The 24,179-nt window shown below is 37.6% G+C and carries 24 protein-coding genes and 1 riboswitch; of the genes, 22 read left to right on the forward strand and 2 right to left on the reverse strand.

Going from position 1 to position 24,179, the window contains the following annotated elements:
- Position 1 precedes the first annotated feature (1 nt).
- Together ABU914_RS06480 and ctaG are read left to right on the forward strand one after the other, a co-directional pair.
- On the forward strand, positions 2-457 hold the full coding sequence (locus ABU914_RS06480; protein ID WP_379668918.1) for a FixH family protein: 456 nt from the start codon (positions 2-4) through the stop codon (positions 455-457).
- Between the two features lie 124 nt (positions 458-581).
- A complete protein-coding gene (gene ctaG / locus ABU914_RS06485) occupies positions 582-1,499 on the forward strand; it encodes a cytochrome c oxidase assembly factor CtaG (RefSeq protein ID WP_379668919.1) in 918 nt (305 codons plus the stop codon).
- A gap of 984 nt (positions 1,500-2,483) precedes the next feature.
- On the opposite strand, the gene ABU914_RS06490 is transcribed toward ctaG, so the two are convergent.
- On the reverse strand, positions 2,484-3,035 hold the full coding sequence (locus ABU914_RS06490) for a hypothetical protein (protein WP_379668920.1): 552 nt from the start codon (positions 3,033-3,035) through the stop codon (positions 2,484-2,486).
- A 128-nt stretch (positions 3,036-3,163) separates the two neighbouring features.
- Between ABU914_RS06490 and ABU914_RS06495 the strand changes: the two genes are divergently transcribed.
- From ABU914_RS06495 to ABU914_RS06515, 5 genes are all read left to right on the forward strand, one after another.
- Positions 3,164-3,955, forward strand: coding sequence for a hypothetical protein (locus ABU914_RS06495; RefSeq protein ID WP_379668921.1), 792 nt, complete (start codon positions 3,164-3,166; stop codon positions 3,953-3,955).
- Positions 3,956-3,958: 3 nt separating this feature from the next.
- The gene (locus ABU914_RS06500) at positions 3,959-4,345 is read left to right on the forward strand and encodes a GntR family transcriptional regulator (RefSeq protein WP_379668922.1); all 387 of its coding nucleotides are present in this window, start codon (positions 3,959-3,961) and stop codon (positions 4,343-4,345) included.
- A complete protein-coding gene (locus ABU914_RS06505; RefSeq protein WP_379668923.1) occupies positions 4,342-5,040 on the forward strand; it encodes an ABC transporter ATP-binding protein in 699 nt (232 codons plus the stop codon). Before ABU914_RS06500 ends, ABU914_RS06505 begins: the two co-directional genes overlap by 4 nt.
- A gap of 105 nt (positions 5,041-5,145) precedes the next feature.
- Positions 5,146-5,232: riboswitch (cyclic di-GMP riboswitch) on the forward strand.
- Positions 5,233-5,353: 121 nt separating this feature from the next.
- Positions 5,354-6,082: an EAL domain-containing protein gene (locus ABU914_RS06510; RefSeq protein WP_379668924.1), complete on the forward strand. Its 729-nt coding sequence runs from the start codon at positions 5,354-5,356 to the stop codon at positions 6,080-6,082.
- A 31-nt stretch (positions 6,083-6,113) separates the two neighbouring features.
- Positions 6,114-6,710, forward strand: a complete 597-nt coding sequence (locus ABU914_RS06515; protein WP_379668925.1) for a helix-turn-helix domain-containing protein — start codon at positions 6,114-6,116, stop codon at positions 6,708-6,710.
- 48 nt (positions 6,711-6,758) lie between these two features.
- On the opposite strand, the gene ABU914_RS06520 is transcribed toward ABU914_RS06515, so the two are convergent.
- On the reverse strand, positions 6,759-7,796 hold the full coding sequence (locus ABU914_RS06520; RefSeq protein WP_379668926.1) for a YeiH family protein: 1,038 nt from the start codon (positions 7,794-7,796) through the stop codon (positions 6,759-6,761).
- 116 nt (positions 7,797-7,912) lie between these two features.
- Here ABU914_RS06520 and ABU914_RS06525 point away from each other — a divergent pair, with 116 nt between their 5' ends.
- The 15 genes from ABU914_RS06525 to ABU914_RS06595 all read left to right on the forward strand — a co-directional run bounded on the left by ABU914_RS06525 (position 7,913) and on the right by ABU914_RS06595 (position 24,050).
- On the forward strand, positions 7,913-8,809 hold the full coding sequence (locus ABU914_RS06525; protein WP_379668927.1) for a LysR substrate-binding domain-containing protein: 897 nt from the start codon (positions 7,913-7,915) through the stop codon (positions 8,807-8,809).
- 266 nt (positions 8,810-9,075) lie between these two features.
- Entirely contained in the window at positions 9,076-9,948 is an 873-nt protein-coding gene (locus ABU914_RS06530) for a branched-chain amino acid ABC transporter permease (protein WP_379668928.1), read from the forward strand.
- A 21-nt stretch (positions 9,949-9,969) separates the two neighbouring features.
- The gene (locus ABU914_RS06535; protein WP_379668929.1) at positions 9,970-10,965 is read left to right on the forward strand and encodes a branched-chain amino acid ABC transporter permease; all 996 of its coding nucleotides are present in this window, start codon (positions 9,970-9,972) and stop codon (positions 10,963-10,965) included.
- Positions 10,966-10,991: 26 nt separating this feature from the next.
- Entirely contained in the window at positions 10,992-11,747 is a 756-nt protein-coding gene (locus ABU914_RS06540) for an ABC transporter ATP-binding protein (RefSeq protein ID WP_379668930.1), read from the forward strand.
- Positions 11,744-12,457, forward strand: coding sequence for an ABC transporter ATP-binding protein (locus ABU914_RS06545; protein ID WP_379668931.1), 714 nt, complete (start codon positions 11,744-11,746; stop codon positions 12,455-12,457). The genes ABU914_RS06540 and ABU914_RS06545 overlap by 4 nt, the downstream gene beginning before the upstream one ends.
- A gap of 88 nt (positions 12,458-12,545) precedes the next feature.
- Positions 12,546-13,310 carry an SDR family oxidoreductase gene (locus tag ABU914_RS06550; RefSeq protein WP_379668932.1) on the forward strand — a complete coding sequence of 255 codons (765 nt, stop codon included), beginning with the start codon at positions 12,546-12,548 and terminating at the stop codon, positions 13,308-13,310.
- 19 nt (positions 13,311-13,329) lie between these two features.
- Positions 13,330-14,550 (forward strand): ABC transporter substrate-binding protein, encoded by a 1,221-nt coding sequence (locus tag ABU914_RS06555; RefSeq protein WP_379668933.1) that lies wholly within the window; start codon positions 13,330-13,332, stop codon positions 14,548-14,550.
- 248 nt (positions 14,551-14,798) lie between these two features.
- Positions 14,799-15,578, forward strand: coding sequence for an enoyl-CoA hydratase/isomerase family protein (locus ABU914_RS06560; RefSeq protein WP_379668934.1), 780 nt, complete (start codon positions 14,799-14,801; stop codon positions 15,576-15,578).
- 30 nt (positions 15,579-15,608) lie between these two features.
- On the forward strand, positions 15,609-16,763 hold the full coding sequence (locus ABU914_RS06565; protein ID WP_379668935.1) for an acyl-CoA dehydrogenase family protein: 1,155 nt from the start codon (positions 15,609-15,611) through the stop codon (positions 16,761-16,763).
- Positions 16,764-16,794: 31 nt separating this feature from the next.
- Positions 16,795-17,592, forward strand: a complete 798-nt coding sequence (gene menB, locus ABU914_RS06570; RefSeq protein ID WP_379668936.1) for a 1,4-dihydroxy-2-naphthoyl-CoA synthase — start codon at positions 16,795-16,797, stop codon at positions 17,590-17,592.
- A 41-nt stretch (positions 17,593-17,633) separates the two neighbouring features.
- Positions 17,634-18,386, forward strand: a complete 753-nt coding sequence (locus tag ABU914_RS06575; RefSeq protein ID WP_379668937.1) for an SDR family NAD(P)-dependent oxidoreductase — start codon at positions 17,634-17,636, stop codon at positions 18,384-18,386.
- A 294-nt stretch (positions 18,387-18,680) separates the two neighbouring features.
- Positions 18,681-20,363, forward strand: coding sequence for a class I adenylate-forming enzyme family protein (locus ABU914_RS06580; protein ID WP_379668938.1), 1,683 nt, complete (start codon positions 18,681-18,683; stop codon positions 20,361-20,363).
- A gap of 119 nt (positions 20,364-20,482) precedes the next feature.
- Positions 20,483-20,914 carry a MaoC/PaaZ C-terminal domain-containing protein gene (locus tag ABU914_RS06585; protein WP_379668939.1) on the forward strand — a complete coding sequence of 144 codons (432 nt, stop codon included), beginning with the start codon at positions 20,483-20,485 and terminating at the stop codon, positions 20,912-20,914.
- The gene (locus tag ABU914_RS06590; protein ID WP_379668940.1) at positions 20,880-22,244 is read left to right on the forward strand and encodes a sigma-54 interaction domain-containing protein; all 1,365 of its coding nucleotides are present in this window, start codon (positions 20,880-20,882) and stop codon (positions 22,242-22,244) included. The genes ABU914_RS06585 and ABU914_RS06590 overlap by 35 nt, the downstream gene beginning before the upstream one ends.
- Before the next feature lie 57 nt (positions 22,245-22,301).
- Positions 22,302-24,050, forward strand: coding sequence for an adenine deaminase C-terminal domain-containing protein (locus tag ABU914_RS06595; RefSeq protein ID WP_379668941.1), 1,749 nt, complete (start codon positions 22,302-22,304; stop codon positions 24,048-24,050).
- The last annotated feature ends 129 nt before the right edge of the window (positions 24,051-24,179 follow it).

The raw sequence follows: 24,179 nt of genomic DNA on the forward strand, positions 1-24,179 counted from the left end.
AATGAAAAAAGTGTTTGTTTCTGTTGCAACGTTACTTTTGCTCGTTGCTTGTGGAACAACGAACGAGAATGAATTATCTAGTCTAGATGAAGAACAAGCATTAAAAGAACTATATGTTGAAATAATAACGCCTGAAGATGCATTTGAGCCAGGGATAGAAGGAAAGATAGAAATTGAAGTCACCGAAGGAGAAGACCCTGTTTCTGATGCTGATGAAGTTTTATTTGAAATTTGGGAGCATGGTCAACAAGAAGATTCTGAAAAAATTGAAGGGGAACTTGAAGGTGATGGGAAATATTTTTTGACGTATACGTTTGAGAAAGCTGGGATTTACTATGTTGTCCCGCATGTAACTGCAAGAGGTAAGCATACGATGCCGAAACAGAAGTTTAATGTTGGGGGTGTTGAAGAACCTGCCGATGGAGATGATTATGAAGGCGAGCATATGGGTCATTAAAAATTCGATCTGCAGTAAATAGTTTGATAAACTTTATACAAGCATGTGTTAGCGGCAAAATATTTTTTGTCGCCTATATTCGTTAGTTTGCTACTAACGTAATCCTTAGAGGGGTGTAGCTACGATGTGGCAACAACTAAATGTACACTTTGGTTTTCAAGCGTTATGGAGCCCTGGTTTTATCATTGCAACGATCGGCTTAACTGGCTTATATTTTTGGGCGATCGGAAAAGGTAGATATCGTTTTGCAGAATCAGAACCAGTTCCTCTCTATAAACAAATATTGTTTGTGCTCGGGATGTTTCTTTTTTATCTTGGGTATGGCGGACCGCTATATATTATCGGTCACTTGATGTTCAGCATTCATATGATTCAAATGATTGTCTCACTCTTATTCGTTCCGCCGCTTCTGTTGCTCGGGATTCCGAAATGGCTTTTAAAAGCGATTGTTATGAAAATTCCATTTAAACGGGTTTTAAAGGTTTTTGCTCACCCAATCACAGCGATCGTGCTTTTTAACGTCATGTTTTCGTTTTATCATATTCCCGTCATTTTTGATTTTTTAATGGCACATAAAATGGGGCATGACGCATTTCAAACCGTATTATTTATTGCGGCCATTTTAATGTGGTGGACGATTATTGCTCCTGTTCCTGAATGGAATCGAGTTTCAGAATTACAACGAGTCGGTCTTATCTTTTTAGATGGGCTATTGCTTACACCTGCTTGTGCATTGATTATTTTTGCTGGATCTCCGGTTTACGAAACATTTACAAACCCAGTTGCATGGGCGACTGCGTTAAGTTTATGCTTACCAGGAACACAGACGGTTTCACCTGATTTGATCGAACAGTTTATGTTGCTTCCGCTTTTGGAAGATCAACGACTCGGTGGTGTCGTTATGAAAGTTGTTCAAGAAGTTCTTTATGGCTCATTTCTTGTCTACGTCTTTATCCAATGGGTTCGCAGAGAAAAAGCAGAAGAGAAGCAAAAGCAAATGGAACTTGAAAAAAGCATTCTTGAAAAATTTGCACATGAATAAATTAGGTGCATGAGTAGAGATACCCAAACATTAAATATTCGCACGGCATTCAAAATAGTTATTAGCTGAGTAGTTTGAACATATCGAACGCTCGTGAAGGTACGAATAAAGTGAATTTGTCTATAACACAAAATAAGCAAAGCAAGTTTGGTAAATGTAAAAGAAATACAAGGAATAGTCGGAAGAACGACTTTTAGATGAAAGGATTCTGGAGAAGTATGAATCAAGTGAAAGAGCGTTAGAAATTCTAATATTGCTCATAAGTAGTACAACTTGTTCAATCCATCATACGGCGCCAATGAAGAAGAGCTCGGGGGATTCCCCGAGCTCTTCTTGCATGTGTGCCCAACATGAACGTAGTCAATAAGGTGCAAGTCCCGAACTGTGTAGGCAGATGTAACAGTTAGCTTAACGAAAGGGTGTCCATGGTGACGTGGGAACTGTGAAGGAAGCGAGCGGTAAACCTCCAGTTTGAGGAACACGAACTTCATATAAGGCGATGTGTAACTAGGTGAGTTTGCGTGACAAATACAAAGTCCTTTCTGCCGAAGGTCGTATATTGCGTTCTAACTAGGAGAGGTTTGGTTGATAAGTACACTTAGTCACACCTATATAATGATTAACTAATGCTTGATGAGTTGGTGCGGATATTCGTTTTGACAGACACGCCAAGCATATTTAAGAAGGTCGACTCTGGGTTAGAAGGACTTGGAATGTGTCTGTGGAAGAATAAGAAGAAATCAAGCACGTTCGGGTTAGGCGTTCCAAAAGGAAATGCATATGAATGGGTAAATCATGAAAAGTTATCGGAAAATTTTTGAAAGTATCATCTTACACAGAACCTCCGGAATCTCCTATAGGAGTTTCTAAGGATTAAAAGTCTAATATCACGTTAAGAAACTTTACGTCATCAATCTTATTTGAACTGCCGTATACCGACGGTATGTACAGTCGTGTGAAAAGTCGGGAGTTGAACATTCCCTCCTATTCGATTACATTATTCCGATTACAATTAAAAGTAGTACGGTTTTCTTGTTTTTTTACTTTAAGCAGTTGCGTCACTTTTTCTGAGTGTTTTTTGTCAATGATCAATTCGTATTGTTTACCTTCCGTTGTGTTTATCAATAGTTTTTCGTTTGGGTAATGAAAATCTGATATTTTTGACGTTGTAAGTTGAAGGTTATCTATATGTTGCCACGAAATGAAATGATCAGCAATTGCAATTCCTTTTTCCCCGATCTTTCCTTCACGAAATAGTGGATAAAACGAGTGCATCCCTAAGATTGCAGCTAAATAAAGAATGGATAATTGAACTGTTGCATAATAGAGCAATCCAATAATCCAGCAGGCAAACATAAGCAGAGTAAAAATAATCGTCATTCGATCTTTCCACGACCCTTTTTTGACTTTGACTTGAAACGGTTGCTTGTGGAACGATTGACATTGCTTTCGAGCACGACGAGTTAAGAAAGCACGAACGATTAAATATAAAATAAACAAGCTTCCAATGACATTTAAAAATATAATTCCATTCATTTTTCATTCACCTCAAACTTTTTTAAGTATAGCACTAGGTTTGAATTGAAAAAACCGATTGACACAACTTGGAATATTAGTGTATTGTATTACTAGTACACTAATATAATGATATTGGAGGGAATAAAATGAATGCATGGTCTGGGCTAGTGAAGAAAGAGTTTCGCCTAGGATTAACAGGAATTTATTGGTCAATTACTGCAATGCTGCTTGTCTATGGGTTATTGACGTTTTTAACGTGGAAATTTGATGAAGGGACCATTTTATTTGCTGGTTCTTTCGTCATCGTTATTTTGCACACATTTTATATGCCTGCCTATTTAGTTGTTAGCATTTACATGGAAAAAGATCGGATGCACATGTGGCTGCACAGTCTTCAATCAGGGTATTCGCTACTGCTAGCTAAATTTTTAACCGGTTTAGCTTATATGTTTTTGTCATTGCTGTTGGCATCCCTCGTCGTCATTTATAGCGGGACTTCGTTAACGAACATCATTGCAGAGGCAGGTTTGTCGACGAAAGGTTTATTCGTGAATGGTATAAACGTTGTCATTCATGTTATTGGTTTATCGCTTTATTATGCAGTTTGGGGAGTGTTTTTTTGGACGATAAGTTTGTCTTTAAAAAAATATTTAGGGAAGCTTCAGTGGCTCGTGCTCATCCCGCTGATTATTATTGGCTTTGTATCCATGTTTAAATGGGAATCTTCTTCTCTATTTTCAAAGTTGACTAACTGGGGAGCGATTCCGTTAGACGAGTTTATTTACCCGATAGTTTTTGGAAAAGGAATAGGTGAAATTACTATTGAAGGTAGTATTGCAAATGCCGTCTATATCGGAACGTATGTGTATTATGCGTTTATTATGCTCATCTTGTTTTTTATTGCTGGCTGGATTATCGATCGGAAAGTTGAGGTTTAACGTATGGATACGTTTGATACAAACACACCGATTTATATGCAGATTATGGCAAGGATTAATCGAAAAATTGTCCGGAGTGAATGGCGAGCGGGGGATAAATTGCCTTCTGTTCGTGAAATGGCGATTCAGTCAAGTGTAAATCCCAATACGATTCAACGAGCGTATCGTGAGCTGGAAAGGATGAACATTGTGGAAACGAGAAGAGGGCAAGGAACATTTATTACTGAAGATGAAGAGACGTTACTTCAGTTAAGGAGAACGTTAAAAGCAGAACACATTTCTACGTTTGTAAAAGATATGCGGGAAATGGGGTTTTCAAATGAAGAAATGCTTAGTGGAATCGAGTATTACTTTAAACATGAACGTGAGAACGGAGGAGAGGAAACATGATCGAATTTACAAACGTCTCAAAACGGTATGTTATGAAAAAAGCGTTAGACAATGTATCATTTACGCTTTCAGCAGGAAAAATCATTGGTATCGTTGGCGAAAATGGAAGTGGGAAATCAACAATTTTAAAATTAATGGCAGGACTCCTTCAACCGACACAAGGAAACATTACGATCAATGGTGAGCAAGTCACACGACACATTTGCCAAAGTGTATCATATTTGTCCGAACTTGACGCCTATTATCCGTTTTATACAGTAAAAGAGCATGTATTATTTTATGAAAGTCAGTTTTATGATTTTAATAAAGAAAAAGCTGATGAAATTTTAGCGTTTATGAATGTCGATCAAAATGTTAAAGTAAAACATCTTTCTAAAGGAAATCGGGGACGTGTAAAAATCGCTTTAGCTCTTGCTAGGAAAGTCCCGCTTATTTTAATGGATGAACCTTTTTCGGGTCTCGATCCGATGGCGAGAGAGGCTATAGTTAAGGGATTGCTTTCTTTTGTTGATTTAGAAACACAAACGATCATTATGACGACACATGAAATTAAAGAAATTGAGTCGATTCTTGATGTTGTCGTCCTTATTAAAGACGGAAATATTTTAAAAATACAAGATGTTGAAGAGATTAAGTTTGAACATAATATGGGCATTGTTGAATGGATGAAAGAAATGTATGGAACATTTGCGTGAAACACCTATTTTTGCTGATTTTTGCCGAATTTTGTTGAATTCAGAAAACAGGTTTTATATAATGCTATATAGTTAAAGTAAAAACTTCAAGTTAACCCCAAACATTGAAGAAAAAGGCAAACTATTCCGAAAGGATAGGACGCAAAGCCATGGGTCTAACGTCTTATGAGCGATGATCGCCAGGCTACCAAGTAATGTTTGAAACAATTATTTGGCTATTCTATTTTAATAGAATAGCCGTTTTTTTTTAACAATTTGAAATGTGTATAGCGGTAGCCTCACTAACTTAACTTGCAGGGGGCAAAGGAAGTTTATGCTAACGAAAAAGGATATCCATCACGTATTTCAACCAGTGATTTGCTCTCAAACGAAAAAAACGATCGGTTATGAAGCGTTGCTTCGACATGCCCGAACCTCAAATCCTGTAGCGTTATTTCAAACGGCACGTGAACAAGGATGGCATTCGAAACTCGATATGTTATCGATCGAAAAAGTGATTGAGACCTTTCGCTTCCATCATGTTGAAACATTGTTTATTAACATCTTTCCAACAACGTTACTGACACAAGATTTCCCTACTTTTTTAGAGAAGGTCATATCGGAAAACTCGTTTAATTCAAATCAAATTGTTTTTGAATTAAACGAAACAGCAGAAGAAAAACATGTATGGGGTAATCCCAATTTAAAAGATATCGTCAGTCTAATACGTAAAAAAGGCTTTCATATTGCAATTGATGATGTCGGTGTCGGTGCAGCTTCACTTAAGCAAGTGATAGAATATAACCCGGATATTATTAAGCTTGATCGATATTTCTCAAATCAGTTAGCTGTTTCAGATGACAAGCAGGCTGTGTTAGCATTTTTTGTTGACTATTGCCGTAAGAAAAATAAAAAGCTTGTTTTAGAAGGTATTGAAAACTTGGAAGACTTTGAAAGCGCAAAATCATTAGATGTTCCATATTTACAAGGCTATTACATCGGAAAGCCTAGTCGATACGTACAAAATGGGCACAATCGGGAATATGCAACATTGTATATATAAAGAAAATTGTAGTGGGGGATTTGGTAGTCAAATGAAAACAGAAACAATGTGGGAAGAAGATGAGATTACAATTTTAGAAGAAAGTGCAGGTTTTCAATCGATTGAAAGTATCGCACGCAAATTAAATCGAACGCCCAATGCAGTTAGAAGCAAGTTAAACCGTCTTGGAATAACGAGCATTCGAGAATTAGACGGAAGTATGAGTTTAATGCAATTAGCACAAGCTCTTGGAGTCAGTCGTTCGGTTGTCGAGAGATGGATTGAAGAAAAAAACTTACCTGCAATGAAAAAGAATTATTACTATTACAAGAGAAATAAAGTAAAACATTATTCCATTTATCCGGATGAATTTTGGGAATGGGCGGAAAATCATAAAGATGAAATTAATTTTGCGAAAATTAAACGACATACCATTCTTCCAGAGCCTGATTGGTTTGAAGAAGAACGAATAAAAGATTTGTCGAAGCCGAAAAATGCAAATAAAAATTGGACACCGTCAGAAGATGAACAATTGCTCTTTTTGTATAAAGCGGGGAGAAGCTACTCCTATATTGCTAACCACTTTGGAAGAAGTGTCCGCTCTGTTCAAGCTCGCATCGGTCGGTTAAGAAAAAATAAAAGCTTGTAGAGAACGAGTCAACACCACCTCTACAAGCTTTTTGTAATTCAAAATTTTTCATACAAGTACATAAGCTATAACGGATACAAAAATGGACGTAATGCTAATGGCAAGAATTGGTTTCATCGCTTTCGTACGCAAATCCCTTAAATTAATATTAAGGCCTAGACCGACCATCGCTGCAGTTAAAAGCCAACTTGTTAACGATGAAACTCCATCCATAACTGATTCTTTAACAGGTATAATTGGACCAAGCACGTAACTGCCAAACAAGCTAAACGCAATAAATCCAATTAAGAAATATGGGAATTGGATTTTCTCGGTTTCTTCGTTTACATGCGGTTTTTTTCGTTTCATAAAAAATATAAATACGAAACAGAGAGGGATGAGCAGCAAGACACGTCCTAGCTTTGCAAGTAAGCCGATTGCTAAAGCTTCTTCGCCCCCTGGGGCGGTCGCTAGCACGACATGGGCTATTTCATGAAGGCTCATTCCGGCCCAAATTGCATACTCACTTATTTCAAATGGCAAGAACGGGATGAAGAACGTATACACAACGGCAAAAACAGTTCCGATTAAAGCGATAATTCCAACTCCTAACGCTGTATCTTCATCTTTTGCTTTAACGATCGGAGCTACTGCTGCAATCGCTGCTGCTCCACATACCCCCGTACCGACTCCTAATAAAAGTGAAAGCTTTCGTTCAGCTCTTAATATTTTCGCTAACCAAAGTGTACTTAGAATTGCAAACGTAATAATCAAAGCATCACGGACGACTAGGCCTAATCCATCTTGAATGATAATGGAAACATTTAACTTTAAACCGTACAGCATAATTGCAAATCGAAGCAAATTTTTTGAAGAAAAGGTAATGCCTGCTCTCAATGCTTCGGGGTAATTGAAAAAATGCCGGTAAACAACCGCAAGGAAAATGGCGCTCGCCATTTGCCCTATAAGATGAAAGACAGGAGTTTTTGCAAGCAAATAACCGAAGAGCGCGATGATAAATGTAAACAAAACGCCACCTATCCATAATCTGAAACGGTTTGGGTCGCGCTTTTCCCGCTTTTGAATGTTTTTTATGTCAACTTCCATATCCTACTCCTTACTATCGCCTCTTCTATAAGATTAAATGATTTTATATGATAAGGAAAATAAATGGTTATAATAATTATCATAAGTAAAAATTATAGCGGAAGAAGGTTTGATTTATGGATCAACAATTGCAAGTATTCGTTACGGTTGTAGAACGGGAAAACTTTTCACGAGCAGCGGAAGAGTTGCATATGACTCAACCGGCCGTCAGCCAATACATTCAATCACTAGAAAGACAAATGGGGACCCGTTTGCTTGAGCGAACAAATAAATATGTTCGTCTAAATAAAGCGGGTGCAATCGTTTACCACCATGCGAAAGAAATATTGAATGTATATAAAAAAATGCATTATTTAGTTGATGATTTAACGGCGAAAGCGACAGGTCTTTTACCAATCGGTGCAAGCTATACGTTCGGTGAGTACATGCTCCCACACATTATTGCAGTTATGCATGACAAGTATCCGCTTATTCGTCCAACGATTATGATTGGAAATACGAAAGAAATCGTCGAACTGGTGAAAAATCATCAAGTCGAAGTTGGAATTGTTGAAGGACAACTTCAAGATGAAAGTTTACTAATTGAGCCGTTTGCAACGGACGAGATGGTCATATTTACATCCGCGCAACACGATTTAACAAAGACGGTGCCTTCACGAAAATTAATGTCTGAAGAAACGTGGATTATTCGCGAAAGTGGATCAGGGACGAGAACAGCGGTTGATAACATGTTTCGAAAGCTAAACATTACGCCAAAAAACGTGTTGGAGTTTGGAAGCACTCAGTTAATCAAAGAGTCCGTTGAAGCAGGAGTTGGAATTAGTATGCTGTCTAAATGGGCGATTCGAAAAGAATTACAAATTGGTACACTAACAGTTCTCCCTATTCAAGGTTTACCGTTTTTACGGAAATTTTCGATCGTCACAAAAGCACCGTTTCAAACGAAAGCGTTGGAACTGTTTATCCAACTTATAAAAGAAAGCACGAAATTGTTTGAAGTGTCGAAAACGTGAAAACTAGAATGGATAAAATAGGTACATAAGCCCTGAACGTAATGTTCAGGTTTTTTATCGAATTTTCGCAAAAGTGTGAAACTAATCGCATAATTGAGAATGCCTAAATCTAAAATTGTCGTTATAGCAAGCTTACTGATTTGGCATGATACTTGCATTATATTGGTATAAGGGAATAGGAAAGGTGGTTAGATGTACTAGCTTTTAAAAAAATGTAAAAAGGTTTTATGTAACGTTGATTTAAGACGAAAGGGGTGGGTTACAAAATGGAACTCGGAATTTTTATGTCACATTTTTTTAATGCTTTAACACTAGGGCTGCTGTTGGCTTTGATAGCTTCGGGCCTTACAATTATTTTTGGTTTTCTCAATATTATTAATTTTGGGCATGGAGCATTGTACATGCTCGGTGCTTATTTAGGATATCAAATCTATCATGTAACAGGCAGTTTTACGTTAGCTATTTTGCTAGCGTCGGTCATTATGGGCATAGTCGGTTTATTATTGCAGCGGTACGTGCTTATTAAGTTAAGTGGGAAATCTCCAGTATACGTTGTTTTATTTACGTTTGGATTCGCGCTCTTTATCGAAAATTTAACGAGAATCATCTGGGGACCGAACATGATTTCTGTAAGTCCTCCATCTATGCTTTCAGGCTCTATTACAATTGGATATCCGTTTCCTGTATATCGATTATTTTTAATTGTCTTTTGTTCCATCGTTTTATTAGGTGTTTATTTTCTGTTAACGAAAACAAAAATTGGCATCATTGTTAGAGCGGGAACAGAGGATGAAGAAACTGCTTCAGTTTTAGGTGTGAATGTCAAGTTGATAGGAGTCGGTGTGTTTGCTGCTGGAACAGCTTTAGCAGCTTTAGCTGGAGTTGTTACGGGACCTTATTTAACGCTTGAACCTCATATGGGAATGGCGATCATCATCGATGCATTTATCGTATTGGTTATTGGAGGAATGACTAGCTTTGCAGGAACGATAGTAGCGGGATTGGCTATCGGTTTTCTTCAAGTATTTGGTGGAATCTACTTCTCGGAATTAACAATTGTGTTCACGTTAACATTAATGATTTTAGTTATCATTAAAAATCCAAAAGGGTTGGGAGCATTATTCAATCGGATGACATGATGCGGAAAGGAGGGGGATGAAGTGAGTAGTTTATTAAAGCAAAAAGAGAATGTCGAGGGTGCCCTTATTGAACAAAAAAAGTTTTCAATGAATAAGACTGATTTCATCGTCTATGCGAGTATTATTTTAATCTTTCTGTTGGCTATAACATTTTTTAGCCCTTTTTATCAAAGGTTTGTCATTGAAATGATGATTTTTTCCATTTTGGCACTCAGTATGGACTTCCTGCTCGGCTACGGTGGGTTATTGAATCTCGCTCACACTTTATTTTTTGGGCTAAATATATATGTGATTTCGATACTTTTCATAGATTATCAAATGTCTTTTTTCATTGCTGTTTTATTGGCAATGAGCTTTACAATGATCGTTGCCTATTTAATCGGATTTTTCAGTTGCCGTTTAAACGGAATCCAATTTGCTATGGTCACGCTAGCATTTGGTGAATTAGTTTATATCATAATAACAAAATGGAGAAGTTTAACTGGCGGCTTTGACGGCAAACGTGTGAATCAATCAATTGAATTAAGTGTAGGCAGTCAAGTGATAAAACTAACGGATACGCTACCGCTTTTAATGATTGTCGCAGTTATGTTGTTAGCTACCTATTATTTTATTAATAGGATTGTCAAATCTCCTTTTGGAAACGCTTTAATCTCAGTTCATGAAAATGAAGAAAGGGCAAAGTTTTTAGGCTTTAATGTTTTTCGAATTAAATTTCAATCATTTTTAATTAGTGCTTTCTTCAGTGCGTTTGCCGGTGTAGGCTACTTGTTATTAAAAATGTTTGTTTCGCCAAACTACGTGTCATGGGCTTTTTCTGGAGACGTATTGTTAATGACATTAATTGGTGGAATGGGCACTTTATTTGGTCCTTTATTTGGTGCAATGGGTTTTGTCTGGTTTAAAGACTGGCTTAGTTCGTATACGGAGAATTGGATGCTCGTTGTCGGATTGCTGTTTATGCTCGTTGTTGTCTTTTTCCCAAGAGGATTATTTGGGTGGTTGCAAAAAAAGTAAGCTAATCATAGAAGGGAGTGCAGTTATTGGAGTCTATTCTGAAATCAGATTCACTCTATTTTTCGTACCATAGTAATCCGATTATTAATGGTGTTGATTTTGCTATTAAAAAAGGTGAGATTTGTTCAATTATTGGACCGAATGGAGCAGGTAAAACAACTTTTTTAAACCTGTTAAGCGGTATGCTGATTCCCAATGCGGGTGATGTTTTTTATAAAAACAAAAAAATAACGAAAGTACAGCCGAATAAACGAAGAGAACTTGGAATCTCTCGTTCCTTTCAAATTACAAATATATTTATGCAGCATACCGTCTATGAAAATATTAGGTATGCCGTTCAAGGTGTGAACAAACAAAAATATCAACTATTTAAAAGTATAGACTCGATGACTGATATTAGTGTTCAAACTGAAAAGCTGTTAGAAATTTGCCACTTAACATCTGTTAAAGACGAAAAATGCTCTGATCTCGCATATGCGGAACAGCGGTTAGTAGAAATTGCTTTATCACTTGCTGGCAATACAGAAGTGCTGTTGCTTGATGAACCGACAGCAGGTTTATCTATGGAAGAAAGTCGTTATATCGCCGACTTTATTAAGCAGCTTTCTCGTGATTTGCAATTAAGCATTGTGTTTATCGAACACGATATGGATATTGTGTTTGATATATCTAATCGAATTTCTGTTCTTTATTACGGCGAGTTATTACTTACAGATACACCTGAGCATGTGAAGGAAAATAAACAGGTTCAAGAAATTTATTTGGGAGAAGAATTGGCATGAGCAAACTAATTCATTTGGATAAAGTAAACGCATACTATGGCCAAGCCCATATTCTTCATGGTGTTTCTTTAGAGGTTAAAGAAGGTGAAGTCGTATGTTTGCTTGGTAGAAACGGTGTCGGGAAAACAACTTCGCTAAAGTCAATCATGGGACTAGTTAATGTTAAGAAAGGGGGGATCTACTTTCAACAAGAGGAAATAACAAATCATACTCCGCATGACATTTTCAAAAAAAATGCAATCGGTTATGTTCCCGAAGACAGAAGGATCTTTGCTTCGCTATCAGTGAGGGAAAACTTAATGATTGGTCAATTAAATGCACCTAAAAATAGGAGGTGGGATATTAATAAAGTTTTTGAAATGTTCCCAGTATTAAAAGAAAAACAAAATCGAAGTGGAGCTTATTTAAGCGGTGGTGAACAGCAAATGCTAGCCATTGCCAGATGTTTAATGGGCGATCCGAAAATTATGATGCTTGATGAACCATGTGAGGGGTTGGCTCCTATTGTTGTTCAGGAACTCGAAGAATCGATTAAGAAGTTGCATCAAGAGGGAATGACGATGATTTTAGTAGAGCAAAGTTTGCGTTTAGCCAAAACATTAGGTGACCGAGTTTACATTATGAATAAAGGTGAAATCACTTACTCAGGTGATAGAGAGTCACTATTAAATGACTCTTCACTAGTTTCAGAATTAATGGGTATCGGTTAACAAATGTGAAAGCGCTAACACTAAGGTTCACTCGATCTTAAGCACGTAATGTGAAGTAGTGAATTTGATTGGCAAAAGGAGGGAATTCATGCCAAAAACAGCAATTATAACGGGTAGCTCACGTGGGATAGGCCGTGCTACTGCACTCGCGTTAGCTGATAAAGGCTTTAACATCGTTGTTCATTACAAAAAAAATGAAGATTTGGCTCGCGAAGTCTTGACTGAAGTGAAAAAAGTGGGAGTAACAGGATTTACTGTAGCAGCTGATTTAGAAAAGCCAGAAGAAGTTCGTGGAATGTTTGAGAAAATTCGAAGTCGTGTCGGTCATTTGGATGCTCTTGTTTTAAATGCTGCTGCGACCGCATTTAAACCACTTAATGACATGAAAGAACATCACATGCAAAGAACATTTGACTTATCGATCAAAGGTTCACTTGTTGCTGTTCAAGAGGCGACATCATTAATGAATGAACGGACCGGGAAAATCGTTATTGTTTCAGGTTTTGATAGTTTTAAATATGTTGCTAACCATGGAATGTTAGGTGCAGTAAAAGCATCGTTAGAATCGTTAACACGTTATTGGGCATGTGAGCTTGCAGGACATGGGATTACAGTAAATTCAGTAAATCCAGGTGTAATTGAGACGGATTCAGCTCAGATTTACGCTGGCGATCAGTGGATAGCTTGGAAAGAAGAATGGGTAAAATCTACTCCTAAACAACGTCTAGGTACACCGCAAGATGTAGCCGAAGTTATTGCATTTTTGTGTTCGCCATCAGCTGAGTTTATTTGTGGTCAAACAATCGTAGTTGATGGCGGACTTACACTAACGGCACCGCCGTTTATGAATTAAATAAAAAGGGGAATTTCTAATGAATCTAAAAAAATGGTTAGTTTACAGTTTTATTTTAAGTTTATTCATTCTTGCTGCCTGTGGTGGAGACAAAGAAGAAGCGACTACAGGTGGTGGAGACTCTTCAAATGGTGAAAGTGAAGACTCATTAAGGATTGGAGTCGTAACGACTTTAAGTGGACCTTATGGTGAAATTGGGAATGAAATGCTTGATGCGGTTAAGACAGCGGTAAAAGAAGTGAACGAGCAGGGGGGAGTTTTAGGAAAACAAATTGAGCTCGTTGTTGAAGATGATGAAGTTGCGCCTGATGTTGCGATTAGAAAAGCAGAAAAAATGGTGTTAGAAGAAAATATTAATCTATTCATTGGTTCTGTTGCGAGTAGTGTGACCCTTGCTTTATCAGAAAAAATGCCAGATTGGGAAAGTTTATTAGTGACAACGATTCCGAAATCCGTGGCAATCACAGATCCAGATTCAAACTCTAACGTTTTCCGCGTTAATCATAACGACAATCAGGATGTATTAACATTGGAGCACTGGATGAAAAATGCTGACCTTCCTTATAAAACATTCTATTTTCTCGGTGCTGATTATGAATGGGGACACGATGTTATTAATGAAATGGAGACCATTGTTGAAGACATTGGCGGTGAAATCCTCGGGGAAGAATTTACTCCGCTAGGAGCAACCGATTATTCAACGGTCTTAACTAACGCACGTTCCAAGAAGCCAGACGCGATCATTGCGGCATATGCGGGCGGGGATGGGACGAACTTCTTATCACAAGTAAACAGTTTTGGAATTGTGGATGAAGATATAGACGTAATTATCACTCCGATGGGTGATTCTTTAGCAACGACAAACCCTGAATTAACGAAAGGCATTTACGGACCTGCTAACTACCACCATTCATTAGACAATAAGAAGAATGTCTCGTTTGTAAAAAGCTTCGAAGAGGATCATGGATATAAACCAACAAATTTTTCAGGAGAATCTTACGTTGGGGCATGGATGCTGTTTGAAGCAATTGAAGAAGCAGGTAGTGCGAATCCTGATGATGTGATAAAAGTGCTTGAAGATAATTTTACATTTGATAGTGCAATGGGAGAATTGCGAGTAGACCCAAGAACACACCAAGTGCTTCACCCTAATTGGATTGGCGAGTTTTTTGATGATTCAGGAGAAGCGGATATCAGAATTATTCATACGACTCCTCCTGAATTTATAAACCCGCAATAGTAAGAATGTTTTAGGAAGGATAGACAAACTTCTATCCTTCCTAAATTCATGACAAAGTAAACTTTCGCAATTCCGCAAAAAAATCATTACGCATGCAAAAAACTAAACTATTTTTCTCTAATCATAACAGATATAGTAAGCATTTTAATCTTGGCATGCTTTTTGCATCTATACAATGTTGATTGGATATATGGGTGAGAGGGGTGAAGAAAACAATTCATTAAACGAAAGAGGGAGGGAATGAATAGTTGGAATCGACAGTAAAACTTAAAAGTATCTCAGACGGAATGGGACACATTATTTTAAACAGACCTAAAAGTTTGAATGCATTAAATGAAGAAATGCTTTATGAGTTATTAGAAAAGTTAACTGTAATTGAGAATACGTCCAGCTATAAAACTCTCATTATTAGTGGTTCAGGGGATAATTTTGCAGCTGGAGCAGACTTAAAACAGATTAGTGAAATGGACGCCAAAACATTTGAAAACTATGTCCGACTTATTCAAGAAGTGACTTGGAAACTTGAAAAAATCCCAATATTAACAATCGCAGCCATTCAAGGAGTTGCCTATGGGGGAGGACTTGAACTAGCGCTGTCGTGTGATTTTCGATTTGCCACCCCAGATTCACGATTCGCTTTGCCTGAAATCCGACTCGGGTTAATTCCAGGCGGTGGAGGCACATATCGTCTTACGAAATTAATTGGATTAGCAAAAGCAAAGAAAATGTTATATACAGGCTCAGTAATAAGGGCAGAGGAAGCGTTGCAAGTTGGTTTACTAGAAAAGATAACAAGTGAGGACCATTTAATTGAAGAAACGATTGAGTTTAGCAATGACATAACAAAAAAATCGGCAGTAGCCTTCCGAGCGATTAAGGAATCTGCTAGCCATGCCTTTGATGTTGATACGTATGCTGCTAGACAGATGGAAGTTCAAGCTATTTTATCTGTATTTAGTGGCGACGATTGTAAAGAAGGAATTCAAGCCTTTATTGAGAAGCGGGAACCTCAGTTTATTAGAAATTAATCGAAGACTACCAAACAAAGAGGGATAGACATGTTAGATTTTAGCTGGACTGAAGAACAGAATGCTTTTAGACAAATTTTACGTGACTTTGCGAAAAGTGATCTTCTTCCTCACTATACAAAATGGGATCGAGAGCAAAAATTCCCTTATGAAATATGGAGCAAAATGGGGGGCCTGGGCTTAACTGGATTACGCGTGCAAGAAAAATATAATGGAAGTTCTGCAAACTGTGTGACGACGGGGATTGCAGCACTTGAAGTTGGAAAAGGTGATTTTAATGCGGCTTATGCCGTAATGTTGAATGGATTAATTAGCGAAATTCTTGAAGAGCACGCTTCAGAAGAAATTAAAGAAGAGTGGCTTAAGCGGATGGCATTAGGTGAATGTCTTTTAGGTATCGCCATTACTGAACCAGGTGCTGGTTCAGATGCAGCTAATTTACAAACAAAAGCAGTAAAGGATGGGAACTCGTATCTATTAACTGGAGAAAAATCGGGTATCTCGTTAGCAAAATTCGCCCATGGCTTTGTCGTGTTTGCAAAAACAAATCCTGAAGAAAGAGCGCGTGGCGTCAGTGCGTTTATTGTTCCTAGTGATGTTGAAGGTATAGAAATTCAAAGCTATGCGGATATGGGAAATATTCCAATAGGAAGAGGCTCAGTTTTTCTCAATGAGGTCCGTATTCCAGAGAGTTATTTAATTGGTGAGGAAAATAAAGGATTTTATCAAGTGATGAAGGGTTTTGATTTAAGTCGAATATTGATCGCTCTGCAATGTATTGGAGCGGCGGAACAATCAATTGACGAGACGATCGGGCATGTAAGAACTCGTGAAGCTTTTGGAAGCCCTTTAGCAAAATTTCAAGGGGTGCAATTTCCGATCGTAGAGCATCATACTTGGTTGGAGATGGCAAAATGGTTATGCTTTCGAGCACTTTGGTTACGGGATCAAGGTCTTCCACATACGAAAGAAGCTTCGATGTGTAAATGGATGGGTCCTTATCTTGCGAGAGAGGCGATCCACGAATGTTTGTTGCTTAATGGTCATTATGGGTATACGAAAGAAATGGCAATCGAACAACGTTTACGTGATGTCATCGGTTTGGAAATTGGTGACGGTACAGCACAAACACAAAAAATTGTTATTGCTCGAGAGATTATAGGTAAAGAGTTTAAGCCCTACTAATAACAACTTTAGAATTTGAGGAGGAATACCGATGGCATATACAGACATTCTTTATGAAAAAGTGAATGGAATGGCAATAATTACGATCAACAGACCGCAGGTTTACAATGCGTTTCGTCCAAAAACAGTGAGGGAGTTAATCGATGCTTTCCGCGATGCGTGGGACGATAACAAAATTGGTGTTGTTGTTCTCACGGGTACAGGAGATAAAGCTTTCTGTGTTGGAGGTGACCAAAAGGATCGTGGGGATGATGGGTACAGTGAAGAGAGTGGATTAACGAATGGAATTGGACTTGAAGTTGAAACATTACATTCCGCAATTCGCAATATACCGAAACCCGTTATTGCAGCTGTTAACGGATATGCAATTGGTGGAGGACATGTGTTACACGTCGTATGTGACTTAACGATTGCTTCCGATCAAGCAAGGTTTGGGCAAGTCGGTCCTAAAGTAGGCAGTTATGATGCAGGCTTTGGAAGTGCATACTTAGCGAGAGTGATTGGTGAAAAAAAAGCGCGGGAAATTTGGTTCTTATGTGAGCAATATGGCGCCGAAGAAGCTAAAGAAATGGGGCTTGTTAACAAAGTTGTCCCACATGAAAAATTGATAGAAGAAACAAAAATTTGGTGTGAAAAAATACTTGATAAAAGTCCTACAGCCTTGAAAATGTTGAAATATTCTTTCAATGCGGATAGTGCACATATTGAAGGAATTACTCAATTATCAATGGGTTCGCTTGTCATGTATTACAGTTCTGAAGAAGCGTTAGAAGGACGTAATGCATTTATTGAAAAACGACCAGTTAACTTCCGAAAATATAGAAGATAAAAAGAGAGATAGTAACGATACTACGTAAAAGGAGCTTTTAAATGAGAATAAAAGATAAAGTTGTAATTGTAACTGGTGGAGGAAGAGGAATTGGAGAGGCTATCTGTACAAAACTGGCTAGTGAAGGTGCAAAGGTAGTCGTTACAGACATTAGCTTGGAGACAGCCAAAGTGACAGCAGAAAAAATTATTTCTTCAGGTGGGGAAGCCATTGCTATAAAAACGGATGTGACTCAGTTATCAGATGTAACATCAATGGTTAAGCAAGCGAAAGAAAAATACGAAAAAATTGATGTGCTCGTGAACAATGCTGGATGGGATAAGATTGAGCCGTTTTTACAAAACGGAGAGGAAACGTGGGATAAAGTAATCGCAATTAATCTTAGAGGCGTATTTAACACCTGTTATTCTGTATTACCAATTATGATTGAGCAAGGATTTGGAAAAGTCATCAATATTGGTTCTGATGCTGGACGGGTTGGTTCGACAGGTGAAGCGGTATATTCAGCAGCAAAAGGAGGTGTGATTGCATTTTCAAAAACAATTGCGAGAGAAATGGCGAGACATAAAATTAACGTCAATGTTGTCTGTCCAGGACCAGTAAACACTCCTCTATTCCAAGAGATAGTGAAAGATAACCCGAAAATTTCAACAGCGTTAGAAAAAGCAATCCCATTTCGTCGATTGGCTGAACCGGAAGATATTGCGAATGCGGTTTGTTATTTCAGTTCAGATGAAGCTTCATTTGTAACAGGTCAAACGTTAAGTGTTTCAGGCGGCTTAACGATGGCTTAATGTAAAAAAATATGGGTAACGTCAAAAAATCTATGAAAACTCTTCAAATATTGAAGGCTTGACATTGAGCCTACCGAGCATGAATCTCTATGTGAAGACGCGGTCAACCTTGTTGCGTAAGGCTTTACACCGTATCATGCTCGCCACTCAATGTAAAGACTCATAGGGAATCTGTGGTCTGATTCCTCTCAAAATGGGGGGATATTTTGCCCATAAATACAATAATATCAAGGATTCTTGAGATTTTTATTAAAAAACTTTTGACAATACGAAAATATGAGGGGGAATAGAATTATGATTCAAACAGATGCTTTAAATCAAAGTATAAATGATTTGCTTACTAAAAATTATGTATGGATGTCAAAAGAGACGATTGAAGGTTATTTATCTTCAGGAGATTGGGATACGAAAAGCTTCGTTCATCATTTAGAAGAACAAGCAAGGAAGCAACCAAATAGCCCAGCGATTATTGATGAAAATGGGAATATTACTACTTTTGAAGAATATGACAAGCAATCTACTGATTTTGCACTCGGTTTGCTAGATTTAGGACTTCAGCCTGGAGATCGAATAGCGTTGCAGCTCCCAAATAGTAGCCACTTTTTAATCGCCCTTATGGGAGCAGCGAAAGTCGGGATTTTACCAGTTCTATGTCATGTTCCTTATACAGAGCATGATTTAAACTATGTTTTAGAATTAACGGAAGCCTCGGCAATTGTTGTCGTTGACCAATTTAGAAATCGAAACTTTGTCACTTTGGCTACTGGTTTGCAAGAAAAACATGCATGCTTAAAACATGTGATTGTTGTTAGCGAACAAAATTATGAGGGTACAATAAGCTTCAATAATCTATTGAAAGCGGGTGCAGATGGTTCACCATCAGTTTTAGAAAAGACACGTCCAGTCGGTACTGATCCATTTTTCATCATGTTCACATCTGGAACAACTGGAAGGCCTAAAGCAGAATTACATTTACATGCAAACAATCTATACTGGATCAATCGCTTTAATGATATTTTGAAATTCCCGCAAGATGCGAATTGGTTTATCGTTACACCGATTGCTCACCTAACAGGACTAGGGATTGGTTGTCTCGGGGCACTGACTCGAGGGGCACCTGTGACTTTACTTCAAGCATGGGATGTTAACAAAACAGTTGAAATCATCGAAAGAGAAAAACCAACGACCCTTTTAGGAGCTCCTCCCATGTTAATCGATTTGGCGCGTTTTGATGGTTTGGAGGAGCGCAACGTTCAATCGATTGAGACAATCGCTTATGCTGGTGCAACTTGTCCATATGATATTTTGAATACGTTGCATAATCGTATTGGAGCTGAGATTGTCGCTTTTTACGGTTATACGGAAGCAGGACCAACTCATAGTACACGTCCACATGATAGTATTGAAATTACGAGTTCTTCTTTCGGAAAAATACTTGATGGCTTACAGGAGAGGGTTATCTCTCCAGAAGGAAATGAATTAACTCCGCCTTGTGAAGGAGAAATTCTAGTAAAAGGACCATGCTTTATTCCTGGTTATTACAATCAGCCGGAAAACACGAAAAAAATGTTCAAAGATGGTTGGTTTCAATCAGCGGATGTTGTGCGAAAAGATGAAAACGGATATTGTACTTTTGTTTCAAGACGGGATGATCTTATTAATCGTGGTGGTTACAAAATTGATCCGCGTGAAATTGAAGAAGTGCTGTATACGCATCCAGCTGTTTCTCAAGCGGCGATTGTTGCTATTCCTGATGAACGCTTAGGACAACGTGCTGCAGCGATTGTTGTTTTAAAAGACAAAACTGCTTCACTTACATTACATGATGTAACCGCTTTCTTAGACGAACAAGGAGTAAGTAAAACCCATTGGCCCGAGGCATTTAAAGTAGTTGATGAATTTCCAATGACGAGCACAGGGAAATTTCAGCGTTATGCATTGAGAGAACAAGCAAAAGATTTGAAACCAGAAAGGTAAGACGGAAAAAGCTGGGGTTATTTAAAGTTACCTTGGCTTTTGAAAAATATTAAAACTTACAACATTTATTATCTGTATAATTAAATTATACAGATAATAAACGAATAGGAGTCAAAGAGATGGGAATCTATACATTAACTGAATTATTTGTCGGTCAAATTGCTAGAATTCAAAGGACATTCACGGATGAGGATGTGAAGCTTTATAGCACACTAACAAGGGAATTTAACCAAGTGTATAAACGTGAAGAGGCCGTATGGGAATCTCACTTTGAAGGTCCAATTGTTCCGGGTCTTTTATCCGAAGGATTAATTATTGAAGTCATTAGCAAAAAGTTACCAGGAACTGCATGTGTTCTTTTACAAAAGGAAATTATTTATTCTCACCCCATATATATCGGGGATACGATTAGTGCAGAGCTTCAAATTATTGATATTAATCACCAACGTAATTGGATAACCCAAAAAATTAGTTGCACTAATCAGCATGGCAAAGAAGTTGTTAAAGGTCAGGTTGTTGTCTTTATTTTACCAAACAAAAACAATAGGTGATCGCATGCTTGATGTAAAGAACTTGGGTTGGGGTTATTTAGAAGTAGACAATAACGGGGTGCTTGTTAATGTGGACGCCAATTTTTGCGAGCATTTTAATTTAAACGACAAGGACCTCGTAGGCATTTCTTTTACGGAAATTATAAAAAAAGTAAGTTATACAAAAGTAAAGCATGGTTCAAAAAAAGACATTGTATTTGCGATGATAAATGATCATCCGTGCTTATTAAAAATCATCACAAACTTTCAAGATGGGTTTACATTCCAAGTCATACTTAAATATGAAGAAATTTACAGGCATGAATTGCTTGCTCTTTTAAATTACGCGGAACAGGTGAAACGAAATAACAAAAATCGAAGCAGTGTGTCGGAACACTCCTATAGTTTTGAGCAAATTATCGGAACAAGTTCTGCCATTGAACAGGTGAAAGAATTAGCCGCGAGAGTTTCTAGGGGGAGTTCTACCGTGCTTATTACCGGTGAGAGTGGTACCGGTAAGGAATTGTTTGCACAAGCAATTCATAATTTAAGTCCGAGAAAAAAAGGCCCATTTGTACCCATTAACTGTGCCGCCATTCCAGAAAACTTATTTGAATCAGAACTGTTTGGTTATGAAGGTGGGGCTTTTAGTGGAGCTAGAAAGGAAGGGAAACCTGGAAAAATTGAGCTTGCTCAAAATGGGACGCTTTTTCTTGATGAAATTTCGGAACTGCCATTAATCATGCAGGGAAAATTGCTACGTGTTTTACAAGAGAGAGAGGTTGAACGTTTAGGAGGAACAGGGAGAAGAAGTGTTGACATTAGAATTGTTGCAGCTACAAACCGTGATTTGAAATTTCTTGTTCAAGAAGGTAAATTCCGTCAAGACCTATTTTATAGGTTGCTAGTTTTTGAGTTGAAAATTCCTCCGCTAAGAGATCGAGAACATGACATTCTTCATTTAGCTTATACATTTTTAGATGACTATAACGATGAGTTTGGATTAGAAGTTAAGGACTTTGATCCAGCACTTAAAGATTGGATGATTAAGTACGATTGGCCCGGGAATGTTCGCGAATTAAAATCTTTTATTGAGCGTGGTATGAACATTGTAGAAGGGAACACTCTCACTTTAGACGATTTCTTTTTCTCATATACAAACTATTCAGAGGAAGAAAATTTTTCAAATGAATTACGGTCATTAGAGGATGAAGTTATTAAAGCAGAAGTTACTGCGATTGAAAGAGCGTTAAAGGAAAGTCGAGGAGATAAAGCTCTTGCTGCAGAAAAATTAAATATACATTTAGCAAGTCTTTATCGAAAGATCTCGAAATATGGGATAAATGCATAAATTCGGCTCATTTATGAATGTGCTTACAAGATGAAGATTTAAGTTAAGAGGGAAGCGATGAGTAGACATTCGTTAAATTTAGAATCTTATCAAAAGTTAATTCAAGTATCGTTAAGAGAAGAGCCTGCAAACATATGGTTGAAAAACGTCCAATTTTTAAATGTGTATCTTGGAAAAATTGAAAGGAAGAACATTGTTATTTCAGGGCAGCGAATCGCATATGTAGGAGATAAAGAACCGCTGGCATCAAGACATACAGAAATAATTGAATTAAATGAAAAACAAATCATAGTTCCTGGGTACATTGAGCCCCACGGACATCCTTTCCAATTATATAATCCAATAACATGGAGTGATTTCTTACTGTCGGGAGGAACAACGACGTCGATTAATGATAATTTGTTTTTTTTCACAATGTTAGGAGTTGATAAATCAATCAAATTTATTGAAGAATTAAATCGCACAAGTGAACTTCTGCATCTATGGTGGGCACGTTTTGATGATCAGACGGAAGCTAACGAGATCGGTACGAAACGCACGTTTTCGTTTAACGAAGGTTACTTAGGTAGATGGTTGGACCATCCTTTAGTTATACAGGGTGGTGAATTTACTTCGTGGTCACGCTTTTTAAAAGGGGACATGGATCTAGCAAAGTTAATGCTGATGACTAAACAACAATACGGTAAACGTATAGAGGGTCATTTACCAGGGGCATCACTTGACACATTAAATGCGATGGCTGCAAGTGGGGTTGGTGCTGATCATGAATCGATTAATGGGGAAGATGTTTTAAACAGGTTGAGTATTGGTATGTATGCTGCTTTGCGTCATTCATCAATTCGACCTGATTTACCAAAAATTTTAACATATTTAATTCAGGAACCTAATCTTAATAAGTCACTTCTTATGTTAACTAGTGATGGATCACATCCGTTCTTTCTAAATCAAACCGGAATTGATAAAATGATAAAAATAATGTTAGATTATGGTTTTAACGTAATCGATGTGTATCGAATAGCTACGTTAAATCCAGCTACGTATTATGGACTAGATCAAAACATCGGATCAATTAGTCCAGGAAGATTAGCACATCTTAATGTTTTAGAAGATCTCTCGAAGCCAACGCCTCTTCATGTCATGGTAGGTGGAAAGTGGGCTATCCGTAACAACACCCTCTTGAATAAGCAAGGACAGTCAGGTGATTGGTTAAAAAGTTATTTTTATAAGGAAAGAATTCATCCTAATATTAATGAAACACATCTTAGTCAAGGTGAAGGTCATACGGGAATACGATTTGTTAATGCGGTCATAACTGTTCCATATAAATACCAACCGACTCAACCTTTAGACGAGGGTGAGTTATATCTATCCCTTCTAGATCAACAAGGAAAATGGGTTTTAAATACTAGAATGAAGGGATTTTCATCAAAATTATTAGCTTTAGCAAGTTCTTATACTGCTTCTAAGGATTACGTTTTAATCGGAAAAAATAGAGATTATATGCTAAAAGCATTTCAAGAAATGCTCGACCTTAATGGTGGAATTGTAGCTTATTTTGAAGATCAAGAGTGTATTAAAATTCCTTTGCCGCTCAGCGGTGGAATGAGTCTAGAACCATTAGAAACAGTGATAAAGCAAACGACTTTCTTTGTTAAAAAAATGAATGAAAGTGGATATCGTTTTAAAGACCCTTTCTTTACGCTGTTTTTTCTTACGACCACCCATTTGCCAAATGTACGTCTTACTTACGATGGTCTATATTTGATTAAGGAAGAACAAATTATTACCCCAGTCTCCAAACTGTGAATCTGAATTGTTCTCAAGAGCTGAAAGAGGCTTTTTTTTGTTTTTTAAAATCTTTTTGTAAACCCCTTGATCTATTCCCAAATTTGTATATACTGAACATATACGGAATATACAAAATATACAGTTGGG

It is taken from the genome of Pueribacillus sp. YX66, from assembly GCF_041725775.1.
Taxonomy (GTDB): domain Bacteria; phylum Bacillota; class Bacilli; order Bacillales; family UBA6769; genus Pueribacillus.